A 16,175-nucleotide genomic window follows, 5' to 3' on the forward strand; every position below is an offset into this window, starting at 1 on the left:
CAGGAGTTGCCGGTTTCCTCGACCGGCGGGGCGCTTTCAAGGCGCTCCTCACACCTTACACCTTTGAGCTATAGGCCGCCCGTCCCGACTTCAACGCATCTTCCAGCAATTCGATGCGGTCCTGGCCCCAGAACACTTCGCCATCCAGCACATAGACCGGCGAGCCGAACACGTCGGCCGCAAGCGCCTCCTGCCGGTTCTGCTCATACGCCGCCGTGATGTCGTCTGCGCCGGAGCGCTCCACCAATTGCGCGCCGGGCAGTCCCGATTCGTCGGCCAGTTTCGCAATCGTTGCGGGATCGGCGAGATTGAGCTGATCTTGCCAGACGCCGGCGAAGGCCCGCCGCAAATATCGGTCGGGGTCGAGGCCGGCTTCCAGCGCCGCGATCACGACGCCGTCGGCGAGCCGCGCGTTGAAGGGCCAGTGGGCCGGCTGCAGATTGAATTTCAGCCCGCGCTTGTCGCGCCAGCGCTGCAGTTCGACCATCCGGTATCGCTGCCGCACCGGGTGGCGCTTCATCAGGGGCAGGCCGCCGGTCTCCGAGAACAGATCGACCAGCACCACCGGCTTGTGATTAACCCTGAGATCGTAAGTACTTACAAGGTCACGAAAGGCTTGATGCCCGATATAGGCCCAGGGCGATTGGATCGAGAAATAGTAGTCGACCTGACGCGGCATGCGCCCTCCGGGAACGAGGATTTTCGTCTCGCGCGAGGCATCCCAACAGACCGCCTAGACGGGCGCAAGATCGATCCTTGCAGGAATAGCTGCTGCACTGCGATGACAGTCCACAGTGTCGCAGGCAAATCTCGAATAATTCCAGTCAAATCAAAGCACTAACTGGCTACGGCCTAATCTTGACTTGATTAGACGCGGTAAGTATGGTCCGCGCGGCTTTCAAGGGTGACGGGCGTAATTTCCATCAACCGTTGGCATCGTTTAGGGTCTTGGGCATGGCCGAAGACAAGAACGACAACGCAAGTGGGAATCGCGATCAGCCGTCTTCCGACGAAGCTGCGCTTTCCGCAAGGCTCGGAAGTCTGGATCAACGGTTGTCCGAAATTCGTGACAGCCGGAAAGTAAGGACTGATCAACCCGGTACCGAAAGCGGAGATACGGCTGCCAGAGCATCTGCGATGGCGCTGGGTTTCCGGCTTTCCTCAGAGTTGGTCGCGGGCGTTGTCGTCGGGGCGGCGTTGGGTTGGGGGTTCGACCGTTTGTTGTCGACATCGCCGTTCGGTTTCATCGTGTTTCTTCTGCTCGGCTTTGTCGCCGGGGTGGTCAACGTGGTGAGATCTGCAGGCGTAGCTTCCCGCAGACGCTGAGCACCGACGGGAAGTCACGACATTTGAAATTCGATCGCCGGCCAGGCCGGTGGATAAAGAGCCGCGCGGATGAAAATCGACCCGATCCACCAGTTCAATATCGAACCCATCTTCACGATCGGCCAAATCGGCAACCACACGATCGCCTTCACCAACTCGTCGCTGTACATGTTCCTGGCAGTGGCGGTGATCTCGATCCTGATGATCGGCGGCATGGCGGGACGGCAACTGGTTCCCGGGCGGCTGCAGTCGATCGCGGAAATCTCCTACGAGTTCGTCGCCTCGACGATCCGCTCTACCGCCGGCGCGGAAGGCATGAAGTTCTTCCCGCTGATCTTCTCGCTGTTCATGTTCATCTGCATCTCGAACCTGATCGGCATCATCCCCTACACCTTCACCGTTTCGAGCCACATCATCGTCACCGCGGCGCTGGCGTTGCTGGTTTTCTTCACGGTGCTGATCTACGGCCTCTACAAGAACGGCCTGAAGTTCTTCAAGCTTTTCGTCCCCCACGGCGTGCCGATCTACATCCTGCCGCTGGTCATGTTCATCGAAATCCTGTCGTTCTTCCTGCGGCCGGTCTCGCACAGCGTTCGTCTGTTCGCCAACATGCTGGCCGGCCATATCGCACTGAAGGTGTTCGCGGGCTTTGTCGCCATGCTCGGCGTCTCGCTCGGCGCAATCGGCTGGATCGGCGGCGTGCTGCCGCTGGCGCTCACGGTGGCACTGACCGCGCTCGAACTGCTGGTCGCATTCCTGCAGGCCTACGTGTTCGCGATCCTCACCTGCATCTACCTCAACGACGCCATTCATCCGGGACACTAAGCGGTCCGGGGAATTTCCACCCACACTTTGTCTTATCCTCAAGGAGCTCTAGAAAATGGAACCGGCAGCAGCAAAACTTATCGGCGCGGGCATCGCGTGCATCGGCATGGGCGGCGCAGGCGTCGGCGTGGGCATCATCTTCGGTAACTACCTTGCCGCTGCCGTGCGCAATCCTTCCGCAGCCCAGGGCCAGTTCGGCAACCTGATCTTCGGCTTCGCCGTGACCGAAGCGCTCGGCATCTTCTCGCTGCTGATCGCGCTGCTGCTGCTGTTCGTTCCGCTCTGAGCTGCACCCTATCGCGCCGCCTCCGGGCGGCGCGGCTGACTGCAACAGGAGAACCCCGTGGCTGAAAAAAGTCATGGTACCCCGGCCAAGGGCACTGGCGCCCACACCGAAGCCGACGGCGGACACGGCGGAGGATTTCCTCCGTTCGAGTCGAGCACGTTTGCTTCGCAACTGGTGTCGCTCGCGATCGCATTCGTCGCACTCTACGTCATCGTCTCTCGCATCGCGCTGCCGCGCGTCGAAAGCGTGATCGACGCGCGTCAGAACGCGATCGAGGGCGATCTTTCAGCGGCGCAGAAGTTCAAGGACGAGTCGGACGCGGCGCTGAAAGCGTACGAGACCGAACTCGCCTCCGCCCGCACCCGCGCGCAGGCGATCGGCAACGAGACCCGCGAGAAGCTGAATGCGGCTGCAGAAGCCGAGCGCAAGACGCTGGAAGACCAGCTCACCGCCAAGCTTGCCGCCGCCGAGAAGCAGATCGCGGCGACGCGGGAAACCGCGATGAGCAATGTCCGCGGCATCGCCGCAGATGCGGCCGGCGCGATCGTCCAGCGTCTCACCGGCGTGCTGCCCGACAGCAAGGCGGTGAGCAGCGCCGTCGACGCTTCGTTGAAGGGATAGACCGATGTTCACCCAACCGGAAACCTGGGTCGCAATCGCCTTCGTGATCCTGCTGGTGCTGTTTGCCTATCTCGGCATCCACAAGACGGTGCTGACGGCGCTCGATCATCGCAGCGAGCGCATCAAGGCCGAACTTGACGACGCCAAGCGTCTCAAGGAGGAGGCCGCCAAGCTGCTCGGCGAGTATCAGACCCGCCGCGCCAGCGCCGAGCGCGAGGCCGAGGAGATCGTCGCCAACGCCAAGGCCGAAGCCGAGCGCATCGCGACCGAAGCCAAGGCCAAGATGGAAGACTTCGTCGCCCGCCGCACCAAGACCGCCGAAGGCAAGATCGCACTTGCCGAAGCCCAGGCTTTGGCTGACGTCCGGGCCGCTGCCGCCAACGCCGCGGTCGAAGCCGCCTCGACCATCCTGTCGCAGTCGGTCAAGGGCTCGGTCGCCGACGACCTGCTCACCAAGGGCATTGCGGAAGTTCGCGCCAAGCTGAACTGAACGCTTCCCACCACCAATCAAAAGCCGGCGCGAGGCAATCGCGCCGGCTTTTTTATTGTCTCTTCTTTTTCGGTGCCGGGCGTTCGGGCTTCAGGGCCTGCGGGTCGAAGCCGATATAGAAGATGTAGCTGTCGCCGGCGGCGCCGGGAGGCACCGGATAGGTAAGGTCTTCGGCGACCAGCGTGAACGGCTCGCTGCCGCTTTCGGTCATGTTGACCGTGGTCTGGTAGGCCTTGGTGGCGATGGTCTTCTCGGCCACGCCGCCGTGCACCACCGCCACGCGGATCGGGACCTGGACCGAGGCCGGGGCGCCGGCGGGACCGGCGATGACGCGGCCCTGAATGCCGATCCGCGCCGTGATCACGCCGCCATTGAGGCTGCATTCGCGGGCCATCTTGCTGATCGTCGCCTGGAAGCGCAGGTCGTTGCCGACCGGCTGCTTGCCAGGCGCTCCGACCGCGTAAGTGGATGCCCCCGCCCTGACCGTAACCGGCGGACAGGTCAGATCGCCCGTATCCTGCGGAACCGCCGCCGGCGCAGCGGCGGCCGGCTCCTCGTCCGACTTGCCGCCGAACAGGCTCTTGAAGCGATCGCCCAGCGATTGCGCCGATGCCGGCACGGCCGTCAGGCACGCCAACCCACCCGCGACCGCGGCCACCACCGCGATCCCAGCCAAACGATTGTCACCCATGCGACGTCCCTGACATCCCATTGTTATTATTCCCGGCGGCCTTATAGCAGCCCAATGGCGGCGAACCCAAGGCACCCAAAAGGCCTAGGAACCAACGGCGAATCAGCGGTTCAGCCGCGGAAATCCTCGTGCAGCAGGCCGAACAGCAGATGGTCCTGCCAGACGCCGTTGATGCAGAGATAGCGCCGCGCCAGCCCCTCGCGGGTGAAGCCGCATTTCTCCAGCACCCGGATCGACGGCGAGTTGGAGGGGATGCAGGCGGCCTCGATGCGGTGCAAATTGAGCTCGCCAAACAGCGTCGGCAGCAGCACCCGCAGCGCGGTGGTCATGTAGCCGCGATGGGCATGGGGCTCGCCGACCCAATAGCCGATGGTGCCGGCCTGCACGATGCCGCGGCGGACATTGGCGAGCGTGATGCCGCCGATCATGGCGCCATCGGCCTCGCGGAAGATGATGAACGGATAGGACCGGTCGGCGGCGATATCCTCGGCGTAGCGGCGGAGCCTGCGGCGAAAGCCGGCGCGGGTCAGATCGTCCGACGGCCAGATCGGTTCCCACGGCGTCAGATAGGCGCGGCTCGATTCGCGCAATTGCGCCCATTGCGGGAAGTCCGACATCTGCGGCGCGCGCAGCAGGAGGCCGCGGCCGCGCGGCACAAGCGCGGCAGGTCCGCTGGTTGGCAACCGAAACAGGGCCATGCCCACTCTCTCCCGCTCTACCTCAATGTAGCAGCGTCTTCGCCTTCGACCGCGTCAATCCTTCCGCAAAAGATACCGCCGTGTCCAGACCCCTGCCACTGCCGAGTGCCACAACCGCCGGCCGGCTACGCGACAAAAGTGCGTGGGCGGCGCTTTGGGTGGATTCGACGCTGACGGCGTCGATCCGCGCCACCAGCTCCTCCACCGTCAGGGGACGGCCATAGGCCAATATATGCCGCGCCAATTGTTCGGCCCGCGACGAGCAGCTCTCCAGCGCCATCAGCAGTCCCGCCTTCATCTGCGCCTTGGCGCGGGCGATTTCGGCTTCGGTGAGGGTTTCCACCGCGTCATTGATGACGTCGACGATCACTTCCATCATTTCCGGCGCGTCGCCGGGATCGGTGCCGGTATAGAGGCCGAAAAAGCCGGTGTCGGTATAGGGCGCATGGAAGGTGTAGATCGAGTAGCACAGGCCGCGCTTCTCGCGCACTTCCTGGAACAGCCGCGACGACATTCCGCCGCCGAGCGTGTTGGTGAAGACCTGCAGCGAGAACAGCGAGAGGTCGGTCTGCGGCACGCCTTCCAGCGCCAGCGTCAGATGCGCCTGTTCGAGGTCGCGGTGCACCACGCGCGAGCCGCCCTTGCCGAACATCGCCGGTTGCGGCTTCGGCGCGGGCGTGGCGTCGAAGCTGGCAAACTTTTGCGCCGCTTCCTCCACCACGCGCGTGTGATCGACCGCGCCGGCGGCGGCCACCACCATGTCGGGCCCGCGGTAATGCGTGGAGAGATAGCCGCGCAGCATGTCGCGATCGAACTTCTTCAGCGTCTTGGCGGTGCCGAGCAGCGAGCGGCCCATCGGCTGGTCCGGAAAGCAGAGTTCGTTGAGGTGCTCGAACACGACATCATCGGGCGTATCCTGCGCCGCGCCGATTTCCTGCACGATGACGCTCTTCTCGCGCTCGAGTTCGTCCGGCACGAAGGAGGGATTGGTGAGAATGTCGGACAGCACATCCAGCGCCAGCGGCACGTCGGCCTTCATCACCCGCGCATAATAGGCGGTGGTCTCGGTCGAGGTGCCGGCGTTGAGATCGCCGCCGACCGCCTCGATCTCCTCGACGATCTCACGTGAGGAGCGCTTGGTCGTGCCCTTGAAGGCCATATGTTCGAGAAGATGCGATATGCCGTGCTCGTTCGGCTTTTCGTCGCGGCCGCCGACACCGGCCCAGACGCCGAGCGCTGCGGTTTCCAGATGCGGCATGGTGTCGGTGACGACGGTCAGGCCGGACGGCAACTTGGTCACGTCGACACTCATCCGGCTACTCCCTGCTTCGCGGCACGGCTCACCGAGCGCACGAATCGCTCCACTTCGGCTGAATCGTTCTTCATCACCGTGATGTGTTCGGATTTGGTCATCAGGCCGTCGAGCCAGGCCGGCAGTTGCGGCCGCACGCCGCAGGCGGCTTCCACCGCATCGGGAAACTTGGCCGGATGCGCGGTCGACAGCACGATGTTGGGGATCTTCGAATCCGAGGTGTCGCGATCGGCCACCGCCAGCGCCACCGCAGTATGGGGATCGACGAGCTCGCCGGCCTCGCGCCAGGCGGTGCGGATCGCGGCCGAGGTCTCGGTCTCGTCGGCACGGCCGGCGTCGAACTCCTCGCGGATCGCGGCCAGCATGGCATCCGGCAGCACGAAGCGGCCGGACTGTTTTAGCGAGCCCATCAGGCGGCGGACGCTGTCGGCATCGCGGCGGCTCGCCTCGAACAGCAGCCGCTCGAAATTCGAGGAGACCTGGATATCCATCGAGGGCGAAGCGGAGGCGTGAACCTCGCGGACCTCGTAGATGCCGGTCTTGAGCGTGCGCGGCAGGATGTCGTTGATGTTGGAGGCGATGCGCAACCAGCGCACCGGCAGGCCCATTTTCTTGGCGACGTAGCCTGCAAAGATGTCGCCGAAATTGCCGGTCGGCACGGTGAAATCCACCGTGCGCGCGGGCGCGCCGAGCGCCACGGCGGAAGTGAAGTAGTACACCACCTGGGCGACGATCCGCGCCCAGTTGATCGAGTTGACGCCGGACAGCGAGACCGCGTCGCGAAAGCCGTGATGATTGAACATCGCCTTCACAATCGCCTGGCAATCGTCGAACGTCCCTTCGATCGCGACCGCGTGCACGTTGGCGGCGCCGGTCGTCGTCATCATCCGCCGCTGCACGTCGGAGATGCGCCTGTTCGGAAACAGCACCACCAGATCGACATTGTCGAGGCCGGCAAAGGCATCGACCGCGGCGCCGCCAGTATCGCCCGAGGTCGCCACCACGATGGTGGTGCGCTGGTTGCGCTTGGCCAGCACATGATCCATCAGCCGCGAGATCAACTGCATCGCGACGTCCTTGAACGCCAGCGTCGGGCCGTGGAACAGCTCCAGCACGAATTGATTGGGGCTGACCTGGTTCAGCGGCACCACCGCGGGATGGCGGAACGTGGCGTAGGCCTCATTCGCCATGCGGCCGAGATCGGCGTCGGAGATTTCGCCCGCGGCGAACGGCTTGATCACGTCGACGGCGACTTCCCAATAGGGACGGCCGAAGAAGGAGGCGATCGTCTCGCGCGACAGTTGCGGCCAGACCTCGGGCACATAGAGGCCGCCGTCGCGGGCGAGCCCGGTCAGCATCACATCGCAGAAACCCAGAACGGGGGCCTCCCCCCGCGTCGAAATATAGCGCGTCAAACCACCCTCCAAAGGCGCCAGCCCTATGCCAAGCCTTTGATATTGATCGTGAATTAGATTTCGCCTAGCGAAGCGAGGAGTCACCATAAAGCGTTTTTGTGCCGAGGGGAAATGGCATTGGGCGAAAAGACCGCGGTGCTTTGGGACCAGCGGCTTCATGGTTTGAGACGCGCGGCGTGGCCGCGCTCCTCACCGTGAGACACACTCCGTCATCCCCCGCGAATGCGGGGGATGCAGTACGCTGCGGCCCATCGGCTCAATTACGGCTGTCTCTGGACTACTGGGTCACCCGCCTTCGCATTCGCGGGTGACGACATCTGGGTGTGCGCCACCGTCACCCATACCTCAGCGCTTCGACCGGATCGAGCCGCGCGGCGCGCCAGGAAGGATAGAGCGTGGCGAGGAATGACAGGATCAACGCCATGGCCACGACGGCGGCGGTCTCGCCAAAATCGATCTCCGCCGGCAGCTTCGACAGGAAGTAGAGTTTTGGCGGAAACAGCTCGGTATTGGTGACCCAGGACAGGAATTGCCGGATCGCTTCGATATTCAGGCAAACCAGCATGCCGACCAACAATCCGGTCATCGTGCCGAGCACGCCGATCGCGGCACCTGCGATCAGGAACACCCGCATGATCGAGCCACGCGATGCACCAACGGTGCGCAGAATGGCGATGTCGCTGCCCTTGTCCTTCACCAGCATGATCAGGCCCGACACGATATTCAGCGCGGCGACCAGCACGATCAAGGTCAGGATCAGGAACATGACATTGCGTTCGACCTGAAGCGCGGCGAAGAAGGCCGAGGTCCGTCGCCGCCAGTCGACCAGGAACACCGGTCGTCCCGCAGCGTCTGTCACCGGCCTGCGGAAGCTGTCGACCTTGTCCGGGCTGCCTTCGATGAAAACTTCGATGGCGCTCACGTCATTGCCACGGTTGAAATAGGCCTGCGCCTCGGCGAGCGGCAGAAACACCATGACGGAATCGTATTCCGACATGTCGATGCTGAACACCGCCGCAACCTTGTACGGCTTGATACGGGCCGCCGTGCCCTTCGACTTGATGGCTCCATCGGGCGCAACCAGCGTGATGTTATCGCCGGCACGCAGCGACAATTGATCGGCAAGCCGGCGGCCGATGGCGACCCCCTGCCCCTGATTGAATGCATCCAGCGAGCCCTGCTGGATGTTGCCGGCGATTGCGGCCAGCTTGTTGAGGTCTTCGGAGCGAATGCCGCGAATGAGGACTCCGGAAGCATTGTGCGCCGACGATGCCAGGGCCGGCCCGTCCACGACGGGAGCGGCGAGCTTGATGTCTGGAACCCGACTGATGCGTTCGGTGACGTCCTCCCAGTCCGTCAGCGGCGACTCCAGCGGTTGCACCAGAAGATGGCCGTTCAGGCCGACGATCTTGTCCACCAGCTCCTTGCGAAAGCCGTTCATGACAGCCATCACGATGATCAGTGTTGCAACGCCGAGCATGATGCCGAGGAAGGAAAAACCGGCGATGACGGAAATGAAGCCTTCCTTGCGCCGCGCCCGCAGGTAGCGCCCGGACACGAGCCATTCGAATGCCGAGAACGGCAGGGGACGCGGGACCTTTTCCATGGTCCATTCATAGCGCGTTTTCAGGACGATTCGAGCGCTCGCCTCAAAGATTGATCTTCGACCACCGCCATATTCCCGCCATTTCGGGAGCGGCAGCGAGCGCAACCGGCGCTGCAGGGCAAGCGAACGACAGGACGCACACGTCCGGACGTCGCGTGACCGAAGCCGATCGCGTCAAACGAAGAGGGCCGCAGGCGAACCTGCGGCCCTCTCTCCTGGAAGGGTCTGTCTTAGTTGCTTGTGCAGACCTTCATCGTTTTCATGCCGGTTTCGGCCTCCGTCCTGGTCTTGAACGTGCCGTTGTCGACGATGGTGGTGGTCGGCTTGGTATCGACCACCGTGCATTTCCTGGTGGCGGCGTCGCGCACCACGTAGAACTCGACGGCAACCGCGCCTCCGGCGACCGCCGATGCGGCAAGGGCTATCGTTCCGATCATCAGAAATTTCTTCAGGGCGTCTTCCTCGGGATCCTCCAGTGATGCAACCGGCAACGCGCCAGGAAACCGCTTGTTCCTATTTTTCCCGGATGCTCGGACGAGACCAGGGTGAGGCAGCGGCGGATTAGTCCTCCGGGACCCCTTCCAGTCCCTTGAGATATTTGAGCCCCTCGACCGCCAGCAGCTCGGTGTCGGTTTCGCCCGCCTCGCATCGCTGCCGTATGAAGTGCTGGAGACCCGCACGACGGGCGTCGTTGTCGTCGATACCGCTGTGGATCAGCCGGTAGACGCTCCATGCCCGCTCAAAGGCGGTTGCTGCTATGTCCGGGCTGTCCATCCAGCTCTCCTTGGCATTCGTCAGGGACCACATTGCCAATTTTTCCCGTCGGTGACCAAGCCGATTTTGGCGATCCTCATCATGCCGCCGGCTTTCCGCCGATCGCAGGCCGCGTGATCGTGCCATGGAACAAAGTCGATCCTCAGGAACTTGTGTCTGACATCGCGATCAAGCGATTAGGAGGACTCCTGCATGAGACGTATCGTTCTGATTGGCGCGGCATTGATTGCTTCGCTGGCAATGACCCTGTCCGCGTCCGCCAGAATGGGCATCGCGCCCTTGACCGCCGAAGACGGCGCCGTGATCCAGGTCAAGCACGGGCGCGGCCACCACGGCCACAAGCACCGCGGTCGCGGTCATCACTACGGATGGTACAGAGGTCGCGGTCATCACAAGTGGCGCCATCATCGTCGCCATCATCATTGGTAGGTCTTCGCTGAATTCGCCTATCGTCATCCCATTGCCCTGACGAAAAGCGAATTCGAGCGGCACGAACGGGTCGCGCCCGCGTGGCGCGGCCGGTTCAGCGGTCATCGAACGGTGCAGACGGCGCTCAGCCCAATCCCATTTCGACGGCGATCCGGATCAGGTCCGAGTGGTTCTTGGCGCCGAGCTTCTGCTTGAGCAGCGAGGTGGTGTTGGCCACCGTCTTGTAGGAAATCTCCAGCGCATCGGCGACTTCGACGATCTTGTCGCCGCGGCCCAATAATCGCAGGATTTCCAGTTCGCGCGCCGTCATTTGCGACGCCGGATTGGCCTTGATCGACGCGCCCGAAAAGGTCACCGCTTCGGCCAGTTGCGGCGAGATGAAATTGTCTCCCGCGGCCACCTTGCGGACCGCCTTCACCAGCATCCTCGGATCGTCGCCCTTCGCGACATAGCCCTGCGCGCCCATCTCGATGGCGCGAACCACGAACGCCGGATCGTCATTCATGCTGAACATGATGATCCGGGCATTCGGATCGTCCTTGCGGATGCGCCGCATCAGTTCGAAACCGGACACATCGGGAAGCTTGATATCGATCACCGTGACATCAGGCTTCCTGGTAACGTAGGCACGGTGGCCGGATTTGGCGTCGGTGGCCTCCTCGATCTTCACGGAATTGTCCGACGCAAACAGCGACCGGCAGCCCGACAGGACCACCGGGTGGTCGTCGACGATCAGGACCTTTGTTGCCGATCTGGTGGAATTTTGCATCATCCATCCCCTTGAGGAATAAATAGGCGGTTGGCGGTATTTGAAAAGAGAAATCTTGGGTTGCGGGAACTTAGAATAGCGAAAATGTGGGAAAGACTTTCTCTACGAACGCGGTTGCTGCTGCCGCTCGGCTTGACGTTCGTAGCCGCGCTGCTGGCCGGAGCGGTTACGCTCCAGATCTTCACCACAGCGCAACTTATGGAGGAAACCGAGCCAGCGGCTCGCTCGGCCAGAGCCGTCGCGGCCGCACTCAACGGGGCACTTCGCACCTCGGCCAATCCGCAGGAAACGCTCGATGCCTTCGTGCAATCGCTGGGCACCTCCGAAACCATCCGCTTTCGCGGCCTCGGAACCGGCCCCGATGCTCCTCCTCCGGAGGTGCAGGACCCCCAGGGAAGGGTGCCCGGCTGGTTCATCCGCCTCCTCGTCATACCCGAATTCAGAGCCACCTTCCCGGTGACGATCGAGGGCAAGCAGGTCGGCAACATCGTGTTTGTGCCCGACATGTCCGCCGACATCCATGAAAAATGGATCGGATTTCTGGCGATCGCCTGCTCCGGAATTGGCCTGATGCTGCTGACGGGGGTCATTGCCCACTTCACCGCGCGCTCCGCCCAGAGGCCGCTGCAAAATCTCGGTGACGGCCTGACCCGCATGCGAATGGGCGATTACGATCAGCTCATTCCTCCGGCTGGCCCGCCCGAAATCCGCAGGAGCGCGCAGGAAGCCAACGAACTCGCCCGCACCCTGCATCGCCTCAGCCAGGATAATCGCAGCCTGCTGCGCCGAATCGTGTCGCTGCAGGATGACGAGCGACAGGACATGGCACGCGAGCTTCACGACGAACTCGGCCCTCTGTTGTTCGGTATCCGCGCCAACACCGTGGTGCTGCTGGAATCGATTCCCTCCGGAGAGGCCGGGTTGAGGAGCGCGGCCGAAGGAATCCTGCAGTCCGTCGAAACATTGCAGCAGGCGAACCGCCGTATCCTCGATCGGCTGCGGCCGCTCTACATTCAGGAGCTTGGGCTGGAGAGGAGCATCCACACGCTGTTGCAGAACGCGAAAGCGCAGGCGCCCGATCTCAAGGTGACCTCGGAGATCGATGCGACACTGAACGAAGTCGACGGCCCGCTGTTGCAGACGGTCTATCGCGTGATCCAGGAAGCGGTGACGAACGTGCTTCGCCACGCCAAGGCGAGCGCGATGCACGTCGCAGCGAGAATCGCCGATCGCGAAGTGATCGTGGAAATCTCCGACGACGGCGTAGGCTTCCCGGCGGATCGGATGTTCGGCCGCGGATTGACCGGAATGCTGGAGCGTGTTCGGGCGCTGAGCGGGACGCTCGAACTCTTGCGCGAGGCGGGGCGCACCTGTGTTCGTTGTCGGCTTCCGGCGGGCGACGCCGCTTCCAATGCGCGCGATGCAAAGCAGGCCTGACGGAAGTTTTCCGGTCAGGCTTGCTTCGGTTGATGTGCTGCAAACAGAGGAACGGGAACTAGCCGGCGTAGTCCTGCATGCCAGGGGCGGGCTGCTCCAACACCACCGCCGGCAGGCAATGAGTCGCCTGAATTTTTCCATCGCGCGTGAAACTGAAGGCGATGCGCACCGGCTCTCCTTCGTGACTGAGATAATCGAGGATGACGCCGTCGGCGGTCGGCATGATTTCCTCAAGCCCGAATGCGGTGGGTGCGAGCGCACCGAGGCGCGGACGCCAATAGGATTCGAGCTCGGCGCGGCCTTCGCTGACCTTGGCCTCACCGCACTGGCATTTGAGCTTTGCGTCGTCGGCATAGAGGTCGAGCAATGTCGCCAGATCGCGATTCCGGCATGCATCCAGCCAGTCGACCACCAAGGCTATTTCATCGAAACCCTCAGCCAAATTTGCAATCCCATCCACATCGCTATGACTGCTGCCATGACGATCGTCATGGATAGACATTGAACGGCCCATTGTTCGGTACTCTCACTGTGGAACCGCAACGATTGTGCGGATCAAACCTTCCTACAGGCTAGACCGGGACAATACGGGGGATGGCTATCAGGCGTGGCGCTGGCCACGCCACCACACGCTGAAGGCAATGACGACTGCCAACGCCAGCGTGAACCAGGTGATGGCGTATTGCAGGTGATCGTCCTTGAGATGCACGGAGAGCGCGCCAGGCTTGGGAATGCCGTTTTCCGGCACGGGCGATTCCAGATCGATGTAAAACGGCGCGACGGCCTTGCCGCTCTCGCCCCAACCCAGCGCGCGCGCCATCGCCAGATGATCGCGGGTGAACCAAAGTCGTTTTGCAACGCTCTCCGCCGGCGTCAGCGCGCCCGCGTTTTCGGGAAAGCGGATGTAGCCGGTGAGCTGCGCAGGATCACCGGTGATCAACCGGCGCACAGCGCGATCCTGCTGATTGCGATCCTGCATCGTGTTTTGGACGAAGCCGGCATTAACCACGATGCTGTTGCCGTCAGCCAGTTGCACCGGCAGGAAAGCCCAGGTGCCGGGGCCCGAGACGTCGTCGCGAACCGCGGAGCCGGCGCTGTAGACCATCGCATCCGGCACGGGCACGTAGGTCGCGGTGAAGCTGACGCGGCGGAATTCGTCCTTGGCCGGGGTCAGCGAAGGCCATTGCGCCGCCGCCGGCAGGGCTTCGGGCGCGGCCGCCAGGCGCTCGTTGAGCCGTGCGATCAGCGCGTGCTTCTCGACGCGGCGCTGCAATTGCCAGATACCAAGCCCGCTGAAGGCCGTCACCATCAGCAGCGTGAAAGTGGCAAAGCCGACCACCGCCGGCCGCCGTGACGACAACGCGCTCATTTCGGCTCGCGGTCGATCAGCCGGCCGGGCGCGGCCTTGTGATGGAATTGCAGCGCGATCAGAAGCGACTTCATCGAGCGCAACGGCAGCAGCGTGGTCGCCGCGATCAGCGGCAGCCAGAGCGCTGCATGCAGCCAGAACGGCGGTTGATACTTGACCTCCACGATCAGGGCGGCGGTGACGACGATGGCGCCCGCCAGCATGATGATGAAGATCGCGGGTCCGTCGCCGGCATCGATGAAGGCATAGTCGAGCCCGCACGCTTCGCAATTCGGGCGCAGGTCGAGGAAGCCCGCATAGAGCTTACCCTTGCCGCAGCGCGGGCAGCGGCAGGCGATACCGCGGAGTGCGCTCTGGGTGAGCGTGGGTTGCGTCTGATCCATCTATCTCCTCCCCTCTCCCTTGTCGGAGAAGAAAAAGCGAAAGGGGCGGCCTTCCGACCGCCCCTTGTAGCACGTCACATCCGTATCAGTGGCCGGCTACGGGCCCTGCGCCGCGGAACCAGACGTAGATGCAGATGAACAGGAACAGCCACACCACGTCGACGAAGTGCCAGTACCAGGCGGCGAACTCGAAGCCGAGATGCTGCTTCGGCGTGAAGTGGCCGGCATAGGCGCGGAACAGGCAGACCAGCAGGAACACGGTGCCGACCAGCACGTGGAAGCCGTGGAAGCCGGTCGCCATGAAGAAGGTCGCGCCGTAGATGTTGCCGGAGAAGCCGAACGCGGCGTGGGCATATTCATAGGCCTGCACACAGGTAAAGGCGGCCCCGAGCAGCACGGTGAGGATCAGGCCGTACTTCAGGCCCTGACGGTCGTTCTCGAGCAGCGCATGGTGCGCCCAGGTGACGGTCGTGCCCGAGGTCAGCAGAATCAGCGTGTTGAGGAGCGGCAGATGCCAGGGGTCGAAGGTCTCGATGCCCTTGGGCGGCCAGGTGCCCGGCACGCTGCAGGCGCCCATCGCGGTGCCCGGACCGCAGCCGAAAATGGCGTCGCGGGTGGCGTGGACCGCGTCGGCGGGGAACAGCGCGGAATTGAAGAAGGCCCAGAACCAGGCGACGAAGAACATCACCTCGGAGGCGATGAACAGGATCATGCCGTAGCGGTGGCTGATCTGCACGACGCGGGTGTGGTCGCCCTTGTACTGGGCTTCGCGGATCACGTCGCCCCACCAGCTCGCCATGGTGTAGAGCACGCCGATGGTGCCGACACCGAAGATGATCGGAGCACCGGCGAACATGTGATGCATCCAGGTGATCGCACCGACCGCCATGATGAAGGCCGAGATCGAGCCGACGACCGGCCACGGGCTCGGATCGACGAGGTGGTAGTCGTGGTGCTTCGCGTGCGCCGTAGCCATTGCGGTCTCTCCGTTAGATGCGCCGTTCCCTTCGGCACATATTCGTCTCAAATTTCAAAGCCGACATCCCCAAGATACGGAAGCCGGCGATCACAGGTTTCTCGTCACAAACTTCCCATCACAAACTTCCCTTGCGCTTGTCGCCTTCGCCGGCCGCCACCGGCTTCGGCGCCGGATCGCGCACGGGATAGAAGGTATAGGATAGCGTGATGGTATTCAGCCCGTCGTTCTCGCTGTCCTTGGCCAGCGCCGGATCGACATAGAACACCACGGGCATTTCGCGCTTCTCGCCCGGACCCATGGTCTGTTCGGTGAAGCAGAAGCAGTTGATCTTCTGGAAATAGGCGCCGACCGTCAGCGGCGCGACGTTGTAGGCCGCAACGCCGGTGGTCGCGCGCGCGGCCTGGTTGGTCACGGTGTAGAATACGGTGACAACCTCGCCGATCCGGACCTCGATCTCGTTCTGCTCGGGCTCGAACTTCCAGGGCAGGCCGGGACCGACATTGGCGTCGAACCGCACAGAGATCTTGCGGGCAAGCGGCCCGTCTGACGGCGCCGAGGTCGCAACCTGGGTGGTGCCGTTGAAGCCGGTGGCGCGGCAGAACCAGTCGTAGAAGGGTACGGCGGCGTAGGAGGCGCCGACCATGAACACCACGACAAATCCGCAGATCGACGCCACCATCGCGTCGCGCGTCAGCGTCCGGCGCGAGGCGATCTTTTCGCCTTTCGCCCTGCCCTCGCTGATCTGCGGCTCGTTCTGCATCTCAA

At 63.2% G+C, this 16,175-nt stretch carries 21 protein-coding genes; 6 read left to right on the forward strand and 15 right to left on the reverse strand.

Features of this window, described 5'->3' with window-relative positions; genetic code table 11:
* Nucleotides 1-55 precede the first annotated feature (55 nt).
* Nucleotides 56-679 carry a 2-hydroxychromene-2-carboxylate isomerase gene (locus tag LMTR21_RS36550; RefSeq protein WP_065752970.1) on the reverse strand — a complete coding sequence of 208 codons (624 nt, stop codon included), beginning with the start codon at nucleotides 677-679 and terminating at the stop codon, nucleotides 56-58.
* Between the two features lie 275 nt (nucleotides 680-954).
* Between LMTR21_RS36550 and LMTR21_RS36555 the strand changes: the two genes are divergently transcribed.
* The 5 genes from LMTR21_RS36555 to LMTR21_RS36575 all read left to right on the forward strand — a co-directional run bounded on the left by LMTR21_RS36555 (nucleotide 955) and on the right by LMTR21_RS36575 (nucleotide 3,548).
* Nucleotides 955-1,326, forward strand: a complete 372-nt coding sequence (locus LMTR21_RS36555) for an AtpZ/AtpI family protein (RefSeq protein WP_065753031.1) — start codon at nucleotides 955-957, stop codon at nucleotides 1,324-1,326.
* Nucleotides 1,327-1,395: 69 nt separating this feature from the next.
* A complete protein-coding gene (locus LMTR21_RS36560; protein ID WP_065752969.1) occupies nucleotides 1,396-2,151 on the forward strand; it encodes a F0F1 ATP synthase subunit A in 756 nt (251 codons plus the stop codon).
* Between the two features lie 55 nt (nucleotides 2,152-2,206).
* Nucleotides 2,207-2,437: a F0F1 ATP synthase subunit C gene (locus LMTR21_RS36565; RefSeq protein WP_016847054.1), complete on the forward strand. Its 231-nt coding sequence runs from the start codon at nucleotides 2,207-2,209 to the stop codon at nucleotides 2,435-2,437.
* A gap of 57 nt (nucleotides 2,438-2,494) precedes the next feature.
* Nucleotides 2,495-3,058 carry a F0F1 ATP synthase subunit B family protein gene (locus tag LMTR21_RS36570; RefSeq protein WP_065752968.1) on the forward strand — a complete coding sequence of 188 codons (564 nt, stop codon included), beginning with the start codon at nucleotides 2,495-2,497 and terminating at the stop codon, nucleotides 3,056-3,058.
* A 4-nt stretch (nucleotides 3,059-3,062) separates the two neighbouring features.
* Nucleotides 3,063-3,548 carry a F0F1 ATP synthase subunit B family protein gene (locus tag LMTR21_RS36575; RefSeq protein ID WP_065752967.1) on the forward strand — a complete coding sequence of 162 codons (486 nt, stop codon included), beginning with the start codon at nucleotides 3,063-3,065 and terminating at the stop codon, nucleotides 3,546-3,548.
* Nucleotides 3,549-3,600: 52 nt separating this feature from the next.
* Here LMTR21_RS36575 and LMTR21_RS36580 read toward each other — a convergent pair whose 3' ends face one another.
* From LMTR21_RS36580 to LMTR21_RS36620, 9 genes are all read right to left on the reverse strand, one after another.
* Complete coding sequence (locus tag LMTR21_RS36580; RefSeq protein ID WP_246174969.1) at nucleotides 3,601-4,239, reverse strand: hypothetical protein; 639 nt, start codon at nucleotides 4,237-4,239, stop codon at nucleotides 3,601-3,603.
* A gap of 110 nt (nucleotides 4,240-4,349) precedes the next feature.
* Nucleotides 4,350-4,937 carry a GNAT family N-acetyltransferase gene (locus LMTR21_RS36585; protein WP_065752966.1) on the reverse strand — a complete coding sequence of 196 codons (588 nt, stop codon included), beginning with the start codon at nucleotides 4,935-4,937 and terminating at the stop codon, nucleotides 4,350-4,352.
* Nucleotides 4,938-4,959: 22 nt separating this feature from the next.
* A complete protein-coding gene (locus LMTR21_RS36590) occupies nucleotides 4,960-6,249 on the reverse strand; it encodes a M16 family metallopeptidase (RefSeq protein WP_065752965.1) in 1,290 nt (429 codons plus the stop codon).
* Nucleotides 6,246-7,664 carry a threonine synthase gene (thrC, locus tag LMTR21_RS36595; protein WP_065753029.1) on the reverse strand — a complete coding sequence of 473 codons (1,419 nt, stop codon included), beginning with the start codon at nucleotides 7,662-7,664 and terminating at the stop codon, nucleotides 6,246-6,248. The genes LMTR21_RS36590 and thrC overlap by 4 nt, the downstream gene beginning before the upstream one ends.
* Nucleotides 7,665-7,998: 334 nt before the next feature.
* Nucleotides 7,999-9,270 (reverse strand): lipoprotein-releasing ABC transporter permease subunit, encoded by a 1,272-nt coding sequence (locus tag LMTR21_RS36600; RefSeq protein WP_065752964.1) that lies wholly within the window; start codon nucleotides 9,268-9,270, stop codon nucleotides 7,999-8,001.
* Nucleotides 9,271-9,500: 230 nt separating this feature from the next.
* Nucleotides 9,501-9,707: a hypothetical protein gene (locus LMTR21_RS36605; RefSeq protein WP_065753028.1), complete on the reverse strand. Its 207-nt coding sequence runs from the start codon at nucleotides 9,705-9,707 to the stop codon at nucleotides 9,501-9,503.
* Nucleotides 9,708-9,831: 124 nt separating this feature from the next.
* On the reverse strand, nucleotides 9,832-10,044 hold the full coding sequence (locus LMTR21_RS36610) for a hypothetical protein (RefSeq protein ID WP_141688295.1): 213 nt from the start codon (nucleotides 10,042-10,044) through the stop codon (nucleotides 9,832-9,834).
* Nucleotides 10,045-10,212: 168 nt separating this feature from the next.
* Complete coding sequence (locus tag LMTR21_RS40470) at nucleotides 10,213-10,578, reverse strand: hypothetical protein (protein WP_065752962.1); 366 nt, start codon at nucleotides 10,576-10,578, stop codon at nucleotides 10,213-10,215.
* A 19-nt stretch (nucleotides 10,579-10,597) separates the two neighbouring features.
* Nucleotides 10,598-11,242: a response regulator transcription factor gene (locus tag LMTR21_RS36620; RefSeq protein WP_065753027.1), complete on the reverse strand. Its 645-nt coding sequence runs from the start codon at nucleotides 11,240-11,242 to the stop codon at nucleotides 10,598-10,600.
* A gap of 84 nt (nucleotides 11,243-11,326) precedes the next feature.
* On the opposite strand from LMTR21_RS36620, the gene LMTR21_RS36625 reads away from it, so the two are divergent.
* Nucleotides 11,327-12,679: a histidine kinase gene (locus LMTR21_RS36625; protein WP_065752961.1), complete on the forward strand. Its 1,353-nt coding sequence runs from the start codon at nucleotides 11,327-11,329 to the stop codon at nucleotides 12,677-12,679.
* A gap of 58 nt (nucleotides 12,680-12,737) precedes the next feature.
* Here the strand turns inward: LMTR21_RS36625 and LMTR21_RS36630 are convergent, their stop codons facing one another.
* The 5 genes from LMTR21_RS36630 to LMTR21_RS36650 form a co-directional block, all read right to left on the reverse strand.
* A complete protein-coding gene (locus LMTR21_RS36630; RefSeq protein ID WP_141688293.1) occupies nucleotides 12,738-13,181 on the reverse strand; it encodes a nuclear transport factor 2 family protein in 444 nt (147 codons plus the stop codon).
* Nucleotides 13,182-13,280: 99 nt separating this feature from the next.
* A complete protein-coding gene (locus LMTR21_RS36635; protein ID WP_065752960.1) occupies nucleotides 13,281-14,048 on the reverse strand; it encodes an SURF1 family protein in 768 nt (255 codons plus the stop codon).
* Nucleotides 14,045-14,431: a DUF983 domain-containing protein gene (locus LMTR21_RS36640; protein ID WP_065752959.1), complete on the reverse strand. Its 387-nt coding sequence runs from the start codon at nucleotides 14,429-14,431 to the stop codon at nucleotides 14,045-14,047. Before LMTR21_RS36640 ends, LMTR21_RS36635 begins: the two co-directional genes overlap by 4 nt.
* Nucleotides 14,432-14,516: 85 nt before the next feature.
* Nucleotides 14,517-15,407 carry a cytochrome c oxidase subunit 3 gene (locus LMTR21_RS36645; protein WP_065752958.1) on the reverse strand — a complete coding sequence of 297 codons (891 nt, stop codon included), beginning with the start codon at nucleotides 15,405-15,407 and terminating at the stop codon, nucleotides 14,517-14,519.
* A 118-nt stretch (nucleotides 15,408-15,525) separates the two neighbouring features.
* Nucleotides 15,526-16,170 (reverse strand): cytochrome c oxidase assembly protein, encoded by a 645-nt coding sequence (locus LMTR21_RS36650; protein WP_065753025.1) that lies wholly within the window; start codon nucleotides 16,168-16,170, stop codon nucleotides 15,526-15,528.
* Between the last annotated feature and the right edge of the window lie 5 nt (nucleotides 16,171-16,175).

This window comes from Bradyrhizobium paxllaeri, from assembly GCF_001693515.2.
GTDB classification, from domain to species: Bacteria; Pseudomonadota; Alphaproteobacteria; order Rhizobiales; family Xanthobacteraceae; genus Bradyrhizobium; species Bradyrhizobium paxllaeri.